The following is a 12217-nucleotide window of genomic DNA, read 5'->3' on the forward strand; positions in this document are numbered from 1 at the left end:
TTTGTTTTTTCTTGAATTACTTCTTATCGTTTCTTCTCCAAAAAATGGAGCTCTTGTTCATTTATGGGAGGTTCAAGAACTTATTTTTAATGCAGAAAAAGACTATGAAAATCCTTATGTAGAGGTGGAGTTCTGGATAGACCTAAAGGGACCTAATTTTTCAAAGAGGATTTATGGTTTTTGGAATGGAGGGGATACTTTCGTTGTTCGTTTTGTCGCAACAGAGCCTGGGAAATGGAAGTGGAAAAGCGGTTCAAATCAGCTTAGCGATAGAGGGCTTAATAACCATAAAGGTGAATTTTATGCTGTAGATTGGAGTTTGGAAGAGAAAATACAAAATCCTAACAGACGGGGGTTTATTCGTACTAGTTCAGGTGGACATGCTCTCCAATATGCTGATGGGACTCCTTTCTTCTTGATTGGGGATACTTGGCTTGCAGGAGCTACTTGGAGGCTCCCTTTTAGAGGATGTGCTCCTCAAGAGAATTATATTCCTGGACCTGGAATTGGTTTTGAAGATGCCGTTTCTTATCGGAAGAAGCAGGGATACAATTCTATTAGTATGATTGCTTGCTTTCCAAATTGGGAAGCAGATTGTAATCCCCACACTTATGCAGATGAAAATGGGATATATACAAGAAATGCGTGGGAGAAATTCGATTATTACACACCTAATGGAGAACTAACGGCTAAAAATATGAGAGATGAATATGGAAATCTCCCTTTCTTTCTTTCAAGAGAACACAAAGGAGTTGCAGATTTTGATAGGATAAATCCCGAATATTTTAAAAGCCTTGATAAAAAAATACAATATCTCTCCATGCAGGGTTTTGTTCCTGTTTTGGAAACTGTCCGGAGAGATAATTGTCCCAGTTGGAAAGCTTATTTTAATTTTAAAGAATCTTTCTCTCGGTATGTTCAATATTTAATCTCAAGATATGGAGCTTATAATATAATATTTAGTGGGATACATCTTGATTGGATTCCAAAAGAATATAGTCTTACAGCTAAAGAGTTTAATGAAGCTTTAACATATCATTTTAAAAGATATGGTTCTCTTCCTTTTGGACAACCGTATACAACACTAATTAATAATTCTACTTACACTCAGTTTGGTCATGGAAAAAGTTGCCCTTGGCTTAATATGCATAGTGTAGGAAATAAACCTCGAGATCATCGTGTTTCCGATTCAATAAAAGTTTTATTTAATTTGAAACCTCCGTATCCAGCTATAAATCTTGAGCCTTACTATGCAGGCTGGAATCACGAAATAAATAGACCGGGTGGGGAGAGTCCTTATCCAAACTCTTTTAGAGATAATTATTTTGCTCGAGCTCAAATGTATGGCTCGGTTCTCTCTGGAGCTCTTGCAGGACACGTTTATGGAACAGGTGCTTATGATATTACAACAATAGGAGAACCAAAAGGGATTAGACCACATTTTTGGGAGGCTTTGAAGTTTGAATCGGGAACTTATATGAAGTATTTAAGTTCTTTTATCTTGTCCGAGGGAAGTAAATATCAGAAACTTGAACCTTGTAGCGAAGATATTCATCCAAGGAAGGCTAAAGAGAGTCTTGAAGAAGGTCTTGATGGATGGTCTTATATGATGCGAACCCCAGAGAAAGATGTTGCTTTTCTTTATTTTGAAATTGGAGCTGAGCTTCCTAAATTGAGTGGTTTTAAGAAGAATAGTTGGTATCTATTCTATTGGTTTAATCCTCGAAATGGAGAATGGAAGGAAGGAATAAAGATTAAAACGGATGAGAACGGAATATTGGAAGTTCCACTTTTTCCGGATGGAGAAAATCCTCTAACGATAGACTGGGCGGCAAAAATTGTGAGTTGTTTTTGAAAGATTATGATGATAATTGGCCATAAGGGTGCAGCAGGTTATGCGCCAGAAAATACAATACTTTCTTTTCAAAAAGCTATTGAAATTGGTTGTAAGGTGGTTGAACTGGATGTGAGATTGTCTAAGGACGGAGAAGTTGTTGTGTTTCATGATGAAGAAGTTTCTCGGGTTACTGACGGGGAAGGATTTGTTAGAGAGATGAGTTTAATTGAATTAAAAAAATTGAATTGTGGAGAAGGTCAAAAAATTCCAACCTTACAGGATGTTATTGATTTTTGTAAAGGGAGGATGGATCTTCTTATAGAGTTAAAAGCTCCAGGTACTCCAAAGAAGGTGAATCAAATAATCGTTAAAAATAATTTTGAAAAAAATGTAACTATAATTTCCTTTTATCCTGAGTTGTTAATGGAAATAAAGGAACTGAATCCCTCTTTAAAGCTTGGTCTACTACTTGAAGAATATTTAGAGAAATTATGGATTTTGACAGAGGAAATACCTGTTGATTTTATTCTTCCTGAGGAAAGAATTGTAACAAAAGAAATTGTTGAAAAAGCTCATATTTTGAAAAAAAAGGTTTTTGCTTTTACTGTTAATAGGGAAGATCTCGCTAATAAGCTTTTTTCTTTAGGAGTTGATGGAATTATAACGGATTTTCCAGGTTTATTTCTTCTGAAAACTAAGGCGGTGAACCATAATGACAATTTTTGAAGCGGTTATTGTTGCAATTGTTGAAGGACTTACAGAATTTTTGCCCATCTCCTCTACAGGCCATATGATATTAACTTCCGCAGCATTAGGGATAAAAAATAATGAATTTTTAAAGACCTTTGGGATATTCATTCAGATAGGAGCAATAATGGCGATTGTTTTGATATATGCAAAGCGATTTTTAAAAAGTTTAGAGATATATAAAAAACTTTTTATTGCATTTATTCCAACAATAATTGGGGGTTTTCTGAGTTATAAATTCATAAAATCATATCTTTTTAACCCTCTTGTTGTCTCTATCTCGTTGATTTTAGGGGGAATTATTTTGATTGTTGTAGATAAGAAAGTAGAAGGCAAAGTTTCTAAATACGATGAACTTGAGAATATTCCTTTGAAAAACTCTTTTTTCATTGGACTTATTCAATGTATTTCAATGGTTCCGGGAGTTTCAAGAGCAGGTGCAACGATTGTAGGAGGTGTTTTTAATGGTTTTGATAAAAAACAGGCTACAGAATTTTCTTTTTTGCTTGCAGTGCCAACAATGTTTGCCGCAGCAGGTTATGATCTATTGAGGACCCCCTTAGAATTTAATGTTGAAGAAATATTACTTCTTGGAATTGGTCTTGGAACTGCTTTTATTTTCGCTTGGATTGCGGTGAAAGGTTTTCTTGCTTTTGTAAAGAGATATGGGTTCGCCTATTTTGGCTGGTATCGCATATTAATTGGAGCTTTATTTTTAATTCTTATCCTAAAAAAAGTTATCTAACTATATTATCCCTAAATTTATCAAAACTTCCTTGAGTTTACTTTTGTTTGCCGCCGACATTTCACAAAGTGGGAGCCTAAAGACCTCTTTTATCATTCCTTTCATAGCCAGAGCTGTTTTTATCGGAATTGGATTTGTTTCTATAAATTCTGCCTTGAAAAGTGGTAAGAGTTCGTAATGGAGTTTCCTCATTTCCTCAAAATTTCCTTCCAGTCCAGCTTTTACCATTTTACTCATTTTATCAGGCACAATATTACTTGCAACACTGATTACCCCTTTTCCACCCACAGCCATTAAAGGAAGAGTTAAATTATCATCCCCTGAAAGAACAATAAATTCGGGAGGTGTGTTTTTTATAATGTCCATCATCTGAGGAAGACTTCCCGAGGCTTCTTTTACTCCTATTATGTTTGGATGCTCTGCCAATTTAGCTATTGTGTTAGGTTCAATATTCACCCCTGTTCTTCCAGGGATATTGTATATAAACATTGGGAGATCAACTTCATCAGCAATTGTCTTAAAGTGACGATAAAGCCCTTCTTGGGTGGGTTTGTTGTAGTAAGGGGCTACTTGAAGACTTGCATTTGCTCCTAATTCTTTAGCCTTTGAGGTCATATAAAGAGCTTCTTTTGTAGAGTTTGAACCTGTTCCCGCTATAATTGGAACTCTTCCATTTACATGTTCACAAACAACTTCTATTACCCTTAAGTGTTCTTCATGACTAAGGGTTGGAGATTCTCCCGTTGTTCCCATAGGAACTATACCGGTGACTCCATTTTCTATATTAAAATCCACCAATCTCTTAAGATCTTCTTCGCAAACACTTCCATCTTCATTAAATGGTGTAACTATTGCAGTGAAAACACCTTGAAACATTTTAACCTCCTATTATCTCATTCATCATATCATCAATACTAAAAAATCCCCTTTTGCCGTTTATCCATTCTGCTGCTTTTAAAGCACCCACTGCGAACCCTTCTCTGCTTCTCGCAATATGTTTTAATTCAATTGTATCCACATCACTATCAAAAATAATCACATGGGTGCCAGGAATACTTCCACCTCTAACTGAAGCGAGATGAATTTCTTCTTCCGAGATTTTTCTATCAAGTTTTTCTGTAACTATTTTTTTCTTTCTTTTAACAGAATCTAAAAGGATTTCCCCAATCATATTCATAGTTCCAGAAGGACTGTCCTTTTTTCTTTTATGATGGAGCTCAAATCCCATTATATCATAAATAGGGAATTTATCCATTAATTCTGCAGCTGATCTTATCATTCTAAAGAATATATTAACTCCAAGGGAAAAATTTCCTGACCATATTACTCCAATTTTACTTTTTTCTACTTTTTCTTGAATTTCCTTTAGATGCTCATACCAACCAGTCGTTCCTACTACAGCATTAATCTCATAAGTAATATACTTTTCAATGTTATATGGGACTGCTTCTGGAACTGAAAAGTCTATAGCAACATTGGCTCCAAATAGGGATTCTTTATTTAATTCTTTAAATTTAGCAGAGCTAACAAAGGGATCTATGGTTGAAGTTACTTCAAAATTTTGCTCTTTTGCAAGTTTCTCTATTAGTTCACCCATCTTGCCATATCCAACTATTGCAATTTTCATCTTATTCTCCTTTTAATCTTAATATACAAAAATTATTTTAAAGTCAAGGTTATAAAGATATATACTTTTCAAGCTCGTAATCTGTTACCTGGATTCTATAGTTTTCCCATTCTGCCTTTTTGTTTCTTATATATTTATCGAAAAAAATTTCTCCAAAAATTTCCTTAACTAAATCGCTTTTCTCTGTAATTTGGATTGCAGAATAAAGAGAGTCAGGTAAAACATCAATTTTAAGTTGTTCCCTTCTTTCCCAGGAAAGAGTATAAATGTCCTCTTCTACAGGATCTGGTAAGAGAATTTTTTCCTTAATTCCTCTTAGACCCGCTCCAAGCATAACCGCAAAAGAAAGATAAGGATTTGTCGCAGGATCTGGAGCTCTATATTCTATTCTACAAGAAGAAGGCCTTTTAAAAGACGGGACTCTTATAAGTGCAGAGCGATTTTGCCTACCCCAAGATACATAGACTGGAGCTTCGTATCCTGGGACTAGTCTCTTATATGAATTTACCCATTGATTTGTCACAGCAGTTATTTCTTTAGCATATTTTAAAAGCCCAGCTGTGTAATGCTTGGCGATGTCCGAAAGCCGATAAGCGTCTTTTTCATCATAAAAAATATTCTTGCCATTAGAGAAAAAAGACTGATGGAGATGAAGTCCTGAACCGTTAAATCCGAAAATAGGTTTTGGCATAAATGTTGCATAGACTCCTTTCTCTCTTGCTGTTTCCTTTATGACGTATTTTGCCACCTGAATGTGGTCTGCCATCTTTAGAGCTTCTTCATATCTAAGATCTATTTCGTGTTGATTTTCTGCAACTTCATGATGAGTTACCTCAACTTCTATTCCTACATTATTTAAAATTTTCACAATCTTTTCTGAAACTTCGTCATATTTATCGTAAGGAAGAACATCAAAATAGCCTTTTGTGTCCCGAGTTTGAAGGATTTTATCTGAAAAATAGAAAAACTCAAGTTCTGAGCCTACAAAAAAATCCCAGCTCTTTTTTTTGACTTTCTCTATAATTTTTTTAAGAATGTATCTTGGAGAAGATTCTACTGGTGTCCCATCTGGATAATATATATCGCAGATAAATATTATGGTTTTTGCTCCGTTTTCATCTAAGAAGATATAAGAAGAGGAGAGATCTGGTTTTGCGGTAAGATCTGATTCTTCAATTCTCACAAGACCTTCAATTGAAGAACCATCAAAGTTTATCCCTTCCTCAATTGCCCTCTTTGCTTCTTTATAGCTGATTGAAAATCCTTTTACCCTTCCTAAAATGTCAGTAAACCACAAACGAATTGCTTTTACTTCTCCAGATTCCAATAAAGATAGAGCTTCTTTTTCCTTCATCTTCCCTCCAAAATCAAAGATATTATTTTGCCTTTACAACTCTTATAATCTCTCCCTGCCTAACAGCTTTGAAAACTTCAGGATCCCCTTCGATTTTCCCAATGATATTCACTTCGCTATAAGCACGAATTTCATTTTCACCACTTACAGGAGTTTTCCCGAAGAATATGCAAAAAGAAGGGCTTTCAACCCAAATACCTATTTCTCCTTTTTCTACAACCTCTCTTCCGTTTTCTTTTGTTACAGGGACAGGAATTCTAAAGTATATTTCTTCTCCCCATAAATTTGCTCTTCCTTCAATAGGCAAAGAGAGACAAAAGGCTCTGACTGTATTTGGATTTTCGTCTGTTAAGGTAGCGTAAACCTCTCCTATACTTTCAGAAGTTATTTTAATCCTTTTTGTTTCCATAATTATATTATAATATATTCTTTTTCACTTCAGTCAATACTTCAAAAATTAATTTGTAATATTTTCTTCGCTTCTTTTAACCTACTTTTAGGGACAAAGACCCTTGTTTCTCCAAGTCCGTTTAAAGTAAACCCAGAAATTTTACCAATGGCTTCCTGTTCTAATCTAACTTTTATACCGGAGCTTTCTAATTTTCCCCTTATTATTTCTCCTTCCTGAGGATTTGTTCTTAGAAGGAGACTCCAGATATATCTAAGGGTAGGTCTTCTTTTTTGATTTTTATTAAGCTTCTTTTTAGAGTTTTTTGGTTTCATTTTTTCACTCTAATTTTTTATTTATAACTATTTTTATTGTTATCTTCTTAAAAGTCAATAGGGAGAGAAAAGGTGTTTTTATAAAAGGAGGTAAATATGAGAAAAATTAATGAAATAGGTGTTTGGTTTGTTTTTCTTTTTTCCTTCGAGTTTCAACCTCCAAGGGAATAGGAATCTTCCTCTTAAGCAAATAGGAATAAATATATTATTCTCACCGATAGTTGTCAAATCACAAAGAAGAGATAAATTAACTTTACCTTTAAAGAAAATCTTTCTATTTTATAATACACAATTTCTTAGAGTCTATTAGATCCCCAGCTTTTAATGTATAGAAATAGAGTCCGTTTGTAAGAGACGAAGCGTCAAAATTTACTGAATGTATACCGCTTTCAAACTCTCTTTCTGCAATCACAGCTACTTCTTCCCCAAGAAGGTTGTAAACTTTTAAAGAAACAAAAGAACTTTTTGGGATTTCGAATTTGATTTCTGTTAAATGACTAAATGGATTTGGACAATTTTGGAATAACTTGAAAGATGGCGTAGTTACAATTTCTTCTATACCTGAATCCGAGGAGACGAAAGTTGTTATACTCCCTTCTGGTAAGGTAATATTTAAACTGTCATTTTTTACTACTATATGGTTCTTAGGGGAGCAGTTTTCCGTTTTAGAAGTGACATAAGGTATAAATGCCTTTACAGCGCCATTTTTAAAAACAAATGTTAGATTTTTTGTATATATGGAAAGATTTATTGCAACAATAACTATAGTTGAAGAGGTGCTGTCCTTATAAGCAGAAACATAAATACCATTTTGGGGGTTATCATTGCATTTGATTCTCAGATATCCTGGGCGAATGAATCTGGAGAATTGCGACATAACGAATCCACGCTTTGTAACCTCTCCCTTGTTTCCGCTATTTCTTTCTCCATCGCTAATTGGACCATAAAATCGCACAATATACCACCAAAGATAAGCACTCATTCCAGAAACTAAGCAATCATGAATTTCTTTTCCTGTTAGAAGAGCGGCTTTCCAGGTGAAAATCGTATCAAGATGTTCTGTCATCCATACTTCCTTTCCCTTTTGTTCGGCAAGAGGATATGGTTCAAGACCACCCCCATAGATATGCCCTGCTACAATATCTAAGTTTGCACAAGCATCTGGATCATTTAAGATAGGATCAGAAAATGCTTTATTGAAATGATAGGATTCTGGGGCCATTACTTTGACTCCAATTGAAGAAGCATTTTCTTTAATAAATTTCACCATTTGTGAAGCATTCCAACTGCATGACTCATAAGGAACATTAATATCTGGTTCATTTTGAACTGATATAGCGTATATTGGAGCTTCATTTGCTGCCATATAAGTAGCAAATGAATCCAAATGAGCTGCAAAATCGTCATAATAATCTTCTAAAAGTTCACCACCAACTGGACTTTTGTTTGTTTTAAACTCTGGAGGTGGTGTCCAGGGGGATGCGATAATATTTACACCAAAAGAATGTGCCAATTTGGCGGTAGGAACGTTGAGGTTGAATTCGCTCTCTCTATATGGAATCCGAATTCGAAGGATTGAAAATCCGAGTTGGCCATCTCCTGTTCCAAAAGCTGTTTCGATTTCAGATGGAGTCATATCTGGTCTCCAGGGAAGGATATTTGCGGCACCAAAACCTCTTATTATTTGGTGTGTGCTGTCTAGGTTTATTACAACCGCATTCTGTCCGTTGAGATTTTTAGAGAATATGAATAAAAATAAATAAATAACCCCAACCCTTAATTTTAATAAACTTCTCATTTTTTAAAATATTATATTGATTTTTAGTTTTGTCAATTGATCTTGAGAGATGAGAATTTTTATATGGGGGCTTGACTATCTTGCCAATGTGTGTAAATTAAAAAAGAGACATTTGGTTTTATTAAAATAGAAAAGGAGGAGATTGGTGTCAAGCAAGAAAGTAAAAAATAATTGTTGTTTTTGTAAGGATGGGGCAGAAGTGATTGATTACAAGAATGTAGAATTATTAAATAAGTTTGTTAGCCCTAGTGGTAAAATACTTTCTTCCAGGGTGACGAGGGTTTGTCCAAAGCATCAAAGAAAGCTAAGAAGGGAAATAATGAGGGCAAGAGAAATCGCTTTAATGCCTTATGTTAGATCTTTAGAGTGGTAGGTGCATTATGGAAGTTATTCTTATAGAAGATCATCCACATTTAGGTGAAAGAGGAAAGATTGTGAAAGTAGCTAATGGGTATGCAAGAAATTACTTAATACCCAAAAATATTGCTATTCCTAATACTCCTGCTAATAGAGCTCGGATTGAAGCAGAGAGAAAGTTTGAGGAAGTTAAATATAAGAAGATGGTAACATTGGCTAGTGAGATAAAGGAAAAGATTGAAGGGAAAGAGTTCAAGATTAAAGTGAAAGCAGGAAAGGATGGTAAATTATATGGTTCTGTGACGAAGCAGGATATTGTAGAGCTCTTAAGAAAAGAAGGTTACGAGATAGATAAGAAGGTTATAGAATTAGATGAGGCTATAAAAGAAACAGGTTCTTATCAAATACAACTCAATCTTTTAAAAGATGTAAAAACAAGTATTAACTTAATTGTAGAAGAAGATAACTCTTCTAAGGAGGAGGGAGATGATAGAAGTTAAAATTGCAGGTATTGCAATTGATAGAACTTCGAACACTCCTGTAGTTCTTTTAAGGGACGTGACAGAGAAGAAGAGAGTTCTCCCAATTTGGATAGGACCTTTTGAAGCAGAAGCAATATCCCAAGGGTTAAAAAATGAGAAATTTAAAAGACCTTTAACCCATGATTTGATTTTAAATGTTTTAAAGGGTTTGAAGGTGGAAATTTCGAAGGTTGTAGTTTCCGGCTTGAAAGATGACACTTATTTTGCAGAAATTTATCTTAAAAAAGATAATGAAATTTTCAAGATAGATTCGCGGCCAAGCGATTCACTTGCTTTAGCTTCTAAGAATAAAGTCCCGATTTACGTCAAGGATGAAGTTATGGAAAAAGGGGGTATCAGACTGGATCTTGACGAAAGTAAAAAGTTCCAGGATATTAGAAAGTATATGGAGGATATTAAGCCAGAGGATTTTGGAAAATTCAGGATGTAGTAATTGAAAGTTCTTATCCAGAGAGTTCTTTCTTCTTCGGTTCGCCTAATTAAAGATGGAAAAATAAAAGAGGAAGTTTCTATTGGAAAGGGGCTTTTACTTTTTGTTGGAATAGGGAAAAATGATGATGAAGATAAAGCTTCCTTTCTGGCTCAGAAAATTTTTACTCTTAGAATTTTTGAAAATAAAGGGAAATTTGATTTATCGCTTAGAGATATAAAAGGAGAGGTTTTGGTAGTTCCGCAGTTTACCTTGTATGGAGATGCAGAAAAGGGAAGGAGGCCTGATTTTACTTCTGCAGAAAGACCAGAGAGAGCGAAGAAATTGTTTGATTTTTTTTGTGAAGAGATGAGTAAATATGTGTTGTGCAAAAAAGGATTTTTTGGAGAAAAGATGGAGGTAGAATTAATAAACGATGGGCCTGTTACTTTAATGGTGGAAAAATGAAGTCAATGACAGCTTTTGTTTCTGGAGTAAAAGAATTTTTTGGAGTTAATGTAAGATTTGAGCTTGCTTCATATAATAGTAGATTTATAGATATTAATCTCGATTTGCCGGAATTTTTGCTACCTTATAGGGTGAATATATATAACGCAGTTAAAAGTAAGCTTTCTAGGGGGAGAATAGAACTTCAAGCTTATATTGAGGATGGTAATTTCACGGATACTATTTTTTATCAAAAAATTATGGAAGAAGATTTGGAGAGACTTAGAAAAATAAAAGATAAATTCAATTTGAAGGGAGATATTGATATTTCTCTTTTGATGAGGTTTGCTAATGAATGGGGAAGTTTTTTTAGATTTAATATAAAATGGGAAGAAATAGCACCATTTTTAGATAATCTTTTGTTGGAGCTTAATGAGGTTAAAGAAAGAGAAGGCGAGTTTATAAAAAGAGACCTTGAGAACAAAATAAAAAAATTTAAAGAAATCCTCGATTTTATATTGAGTCAGTCTGGGGTAGAGATGGAAGAGAAGAAGGAAAAAATTATGAAGGCAATCAAGAGATTAAACGAACTTGATATTCAAATTTCATATGATGATATTAATTTCTTTGCCTTTAAAGATATTGACGAGGAATTGGTTCGGTTGGAAAGTCATGTTGATTATTTTATGGAATTATTAAAGTCAAATGGGGCAGTGGGGAAAAAATTGAAATTTTTGTTGCAGGAAATGGCGAGGGAAGTGAATACCATAGGTTCTAAGGCTTATACAGCTAATATTGTCCATAAGGTTATTGATTTAAAAGAAATACTTGATGAGTTGCGAGAGCAGGTAGAGAATATAGAATAATGGTTATAATAATTTCTGGTCCATCAGGAGCTGGTAAAACCACTGTTTGTAAAGAGTTACTTAAGGAGGACGAGAAACTTCTCTATTCTGTTTCGGCAACTACAAGAGGGAAAAGAAAAGGTGAGAAGGAAGGTGTTGATTATTATTTTATTAGTGAGGAAGAATTTAAAAAATGGAAAAAGGAAGGAAGATTTTTAGAAACGGCGAAAGTCCATAATTATTATTATGGAACCTTAAAAGATTTTATAATAAAAGGAGAGAAAGAAAAAAAAGATATTTTGCTTGACATAGATGTAAAAGGTAAAATAAATGTTTCTAAGAAAATTAAAAATACTGTTTCAATTTTTCTCCTTCCTCCTACAATGGAAGAAGCGGTTAAAAGAATAAAAAAAAGAAACAAGGAGAAAGAAGAAGAAATAAAAAAGAGATTAGAAACGGCTTTATATGAGATAAAAGAAATAAAAAAATTTGATTATTTGGTTATGAATATAGATTTAAAAGAAACAGTAAATATTGTTAAGGCTATAATATTAGCGGAAAGACATAAAGTGAAAAACTTAAAAGGAGGTTAAGGGATGATTTATTCTCTTAGTGATATAAAGAAAAGGTCTAATAACATTTATAAAGCTGTGGTGGTTATGGGTAAAGCTGCACATTGGTTTACAGCTTTTAAAAGGACAACCATAAAAAATCCTGTTTACAAAGCTATTGAGGAGTTTATTGATGGTAATATAGAGTATGAATTAATTGAGGAAGAGGATTAAA

The 12217-nt window shown here is 34.0% G+C and carries 16 protein-coding genes; 10 read left to right on the forward strand and 6 right to left on the reverse strand.

Annotation, left to right across the window (positions count from 1 at the left end):
* Nucleotide 1: 1 nt before the first annotated feature.
* The 3 genes from ABIN61_00280 to ABIN61_00290 are packed head-to-tail and all read left to right on the forward strand — an operon-like array spanning nt 2 to nt 3329.
* Nucleotides 2–1855 carry a DUF4038 domain-containing protein gene (locus ABIN61_00280; protein MEO0292644.1) on the forward strand — a complete coding sequence of 618 codons (1854 nt, stop codon included), beginning with the start codon at nt 2–4 and terminating at the stop codon, nt 1853–1855.
* Between the two features lie 6 nt (nt 1856–1861).
* Entirely contained in the window at nt 1862–2563 is a 702-nt protein-coding gene (locus ABIN61_00285; GenBank protein MEO0292645.1) for a glycerophosphodiester phosphodiesterase family protein, read from the forward strand.
* Complete coding sequence (locus ABIN61_00290) at nt 2550–3329, forward strand: undecaprenyl-diphosphate phosphatase (GenBank protein MEO0292646.1); 780 nt, start codon at nt 2550–2552, stop codon at nt 3327–3329. The genes ABIN61_00285 and ABIN61_00290 overlap by 14 nt, the downstream gene beginning before the upstream one ends.
* Here the strand turns inward: ABIN61_00290 and dapA are convergent, their stop codons facing one another.
* The 6 genes from dapA to ABIN61_00320 form a co-directional block, all read right to left on the reverse strand.
* Nucleotides 3330–4205 (reverse strand): 4-hydroxy-tetrahydrodipicolinate synthase, encoded by an 876-nt coding sequence (dapA, locus tag ABIN61_00295; protein MEO0292647.1) that lies wholly within the window; start codon nt 4203–4205, stop codon nt 3330–3332.
* A 1-nt stretch (nt 4206) separates the two neighbouring features.
* Nucleotides 4207–4956 (reverse strand): 4-hydroxy-tetrahydrodipicolinate reductase, encoded by a 750-nt coding sequence (dapB, locus tag ABIN61_00300; protein ID MEO0292648.1) that lies wholly within the window; start codon nt 4954–4956, stop codon nt 4207–4209.
* Between the two features lie 49 nt (nt 4957–5005).
* Nucleotides 5006–6310 (reverse strand): glutamine synthetase family protein, encoded by a 1305-nt coding sequence (locus tag ABIN61_00305; GenBank protein MEO0292649.1) that lies wholly within the window; start codon nt 6308–6310, stop codon nt 5006–5008.
* Nucleotides 6311–6332: 22 nt separating this feature from the next.
* Complete coding sequence (locus ABIN61_00310) at nt 6333–6719, reverse strand: cyclophilin-like fold protein (protein ID MEO0292650.1); 387 nt, start codon at nt 6717–6719, stop codon at nt 6333–6335.
* Nucleotides 6720–6760: 41 nt separating this feature from the next.
* Nucleotides 6761–7033, reverse strand: coding sequence for a DUF2007 domain-containing protein (locus tag ABIN61_00315; GenBank protein MEO0292651.1), 273 nt, complete (start codon nt 7031–7033; stop codon nt 6761–6763).
* A 274-nt stretch (nt 7034–7307) separates the two neighbouring features.
* Nucleotides 7308–8831: a T9SS type A sorting domain-containing protein gene (locus tag ABIN61_00320; GenBank protein ID MEO0292652.1), complete on the reverse strand. Its 1524-nt coding sequence runs from the start codon at nt 8829–8831 to the stop codon at nt 7308–7310.
* Nucleotides 8832–8976: 145 nt separating this feature from the next.
* On the opposite strand from ABIN61_00320, the gene rpsR reads away from it, so the two are divergent.
* From rpsR to ABIN61_00355, 7 genes are read left to right on the forward strand one after another with little or no spacing between them, the layout of a single operon-like run.
* Nucleotides 8977–9204, forward strand: coding sequence for a 30S ribosomal protein S18 (gene rpsR, locus ABIN61_00325; protein MEO0292653.1), 228 nt, complete (start codon nt 8977–8979; stop codon nt 9202–9204).
* Between the two features lie 7 nt (nt 9205–9211).
* A complete protein-coding gene (gene rplI, locus ABIN61_00330; GenBank protein MEO0292654.1) occupies nt 9212–9688 on the forward strand; it encodes a 50S ribosomal protein L9 in 477 nt (158 codons plus the stop codon).
* Nucleotides 9675–10160: a bifunctional nuclease family protein gene (locus ABIN61_00335; protein MEO0292655.1), complete on the forward strand. Its 486-nt coding sequence runs from the start codon at nt 9675–9677 to the stop codon at nt 10158–10160. Before rplI ends, ABIN61_00335 begins: the two co-directional genes overlap by 14 nt.
* Nucleotides 10161–10163: 3 nt before the next feature.
* A complete protein-coding gene (dtd, locus tag ABIN61_00340; GenBank protein ID MEO0292656.1) occupies nt 10164–10607 on the forward strand; it encodes a D-aminoacyl-tRNA deacylase in 444 nt (147 codons plus the stop codon).
* On the forward strand, nt 10604–11452 hold the full coding sequence (locus ABIN61_00345) for a DUF1732 domain-containing protein (GenBank protein ID MEO0292657.1): 849 nt from the start codon (nt 10604–10606) through the stop codon (nt 11450–11452). The genes dtd and ABIN61_00345 overlap by 4 nt, the downstream gene beginning before the upstream one ends.
* The gene (gene gmk / locus ABIN61_00350; GenBank protein ID MEO0292658.1) at nt 11452–12024 is read left to right on the forward strand and encodes a guanylate kinase; all 573 of its coding nucleotides are present in this window, start codon (nt 11452–11454) and stop codon (nt 12022–12024) included. Before ABIN61_00345 ends, gmk begins: the two co-directional genes overlap by 1 nt.
* Before the next feature lie 3 nt (nt 12025–12027).
* The gene (locus ABIN61_00355) at nt 12028–12216 is read left to right on the forward strand and encodes a hypothetical protein (protein MEO0292659.1); all 189 of its coding nucleotides are present in this window, start codon (nt 12028–12030) and stop codon (nt 12214–12216) included.
* Nucleotide 12217: the final 1 nt, after the last annotated feature.

Source organism: candidate division WOR-3 bacterium, from assembly GCA_039804165.1.
Classification (GTDB): Bacteria; Hydrothermota; UBA3072; order UBA3072; family UBA3072; genus JAFGHJ01.

Bases quoted from the DNA above. Each gene is read 5' to 3' on its own strand.
- ABIN61_00285 (MEO0292645.1), top strand. From the start codon at position 1,862: ATGATGATAATTGGCCATAAGGGTGCAGCAGGTTATGCGCCAGAAAAT.
- ABIN61_00290 (MEO0292646.1), top strand. From the start codon at position 2,550: ATGACAATTTTTGAAGCGGTTATTGTTGCAATTGTTGAAGGACTTACA.
- dapA (MEO0292647.1), bottom strand. From the start codon at position 4,205: ATGTTTCAAGGTGTTTTCACTGCAATAGTTACACCATTTAATGAAGAT.
- dapB (MEO0292648.1), bottom strand. From the start codon at position 4,956: ATGAAAATTGCAATAGTTGGATATGGCAAGATGGGTGAACTAATAGAG.
- ABIN61_00305 (MEO0292649.1), bottom strand. From the start codon at position 6,310: ATGAAGGAAAAAGAAGCTCTATCTTTATTGGAATCTGGAGAAGTAAAA.
- ABIN61_00310 (MEO0292650.1), bottom strand. From the start codon at position 6,719: ATGGAAACAAAAAGGATTAAAATAACTTCTGAAAGTATAGGAGAGGTT.
- ABIN61_00315 (MEO0292651.1), bottom strand. From the start codon at position 7,033: ATGAAACCAAAAAACTCTAAAAAGAAGCTTAATAAAAATCAAAAAAGA.
- ABIN61_00320 (MEO0292652.1), bottom strand. From the start codon at position 8,831: ATGAGAAGTTTATTAAAATTAAGGGTTGGGGTTATTTATTTATTTTTA.
- rplI (MEO0292654.1), top strand. From the start codon at position 9,212: ATGGAAGTTATTCTTATAGAAGATCATCCACATTTAGGTGAAAGAGGA.
- ABIN61_00335 (MEO0292655.1), top strand. From the start codon at position 9,675: ATGATAGAAGTTAAAATTGCAGGTATTGCAATTGATAGAACTTCGAAC.
- ABIN61_00345 (MEO0292657.1), top strand. From the start codon at position 10,604: ATGAAGTCAATGACAGCTTTTGTTTCTGGAGTAAAAGAATTTTTTGGA.
- gmk (MEO0292658.1), top strand. From the start codon at position 11,452: ATGGTTATAATAATTTCTGGTCCATCAGGAGCTGGTAAAACCACTGTT.
- ABIN61_00355 (MEO0292659.1), top strand. From the start codon at position 12,028: ATGATTTATTCTCTTAGTGATATAAAGAAAAGGTCTAATAACATTTAT.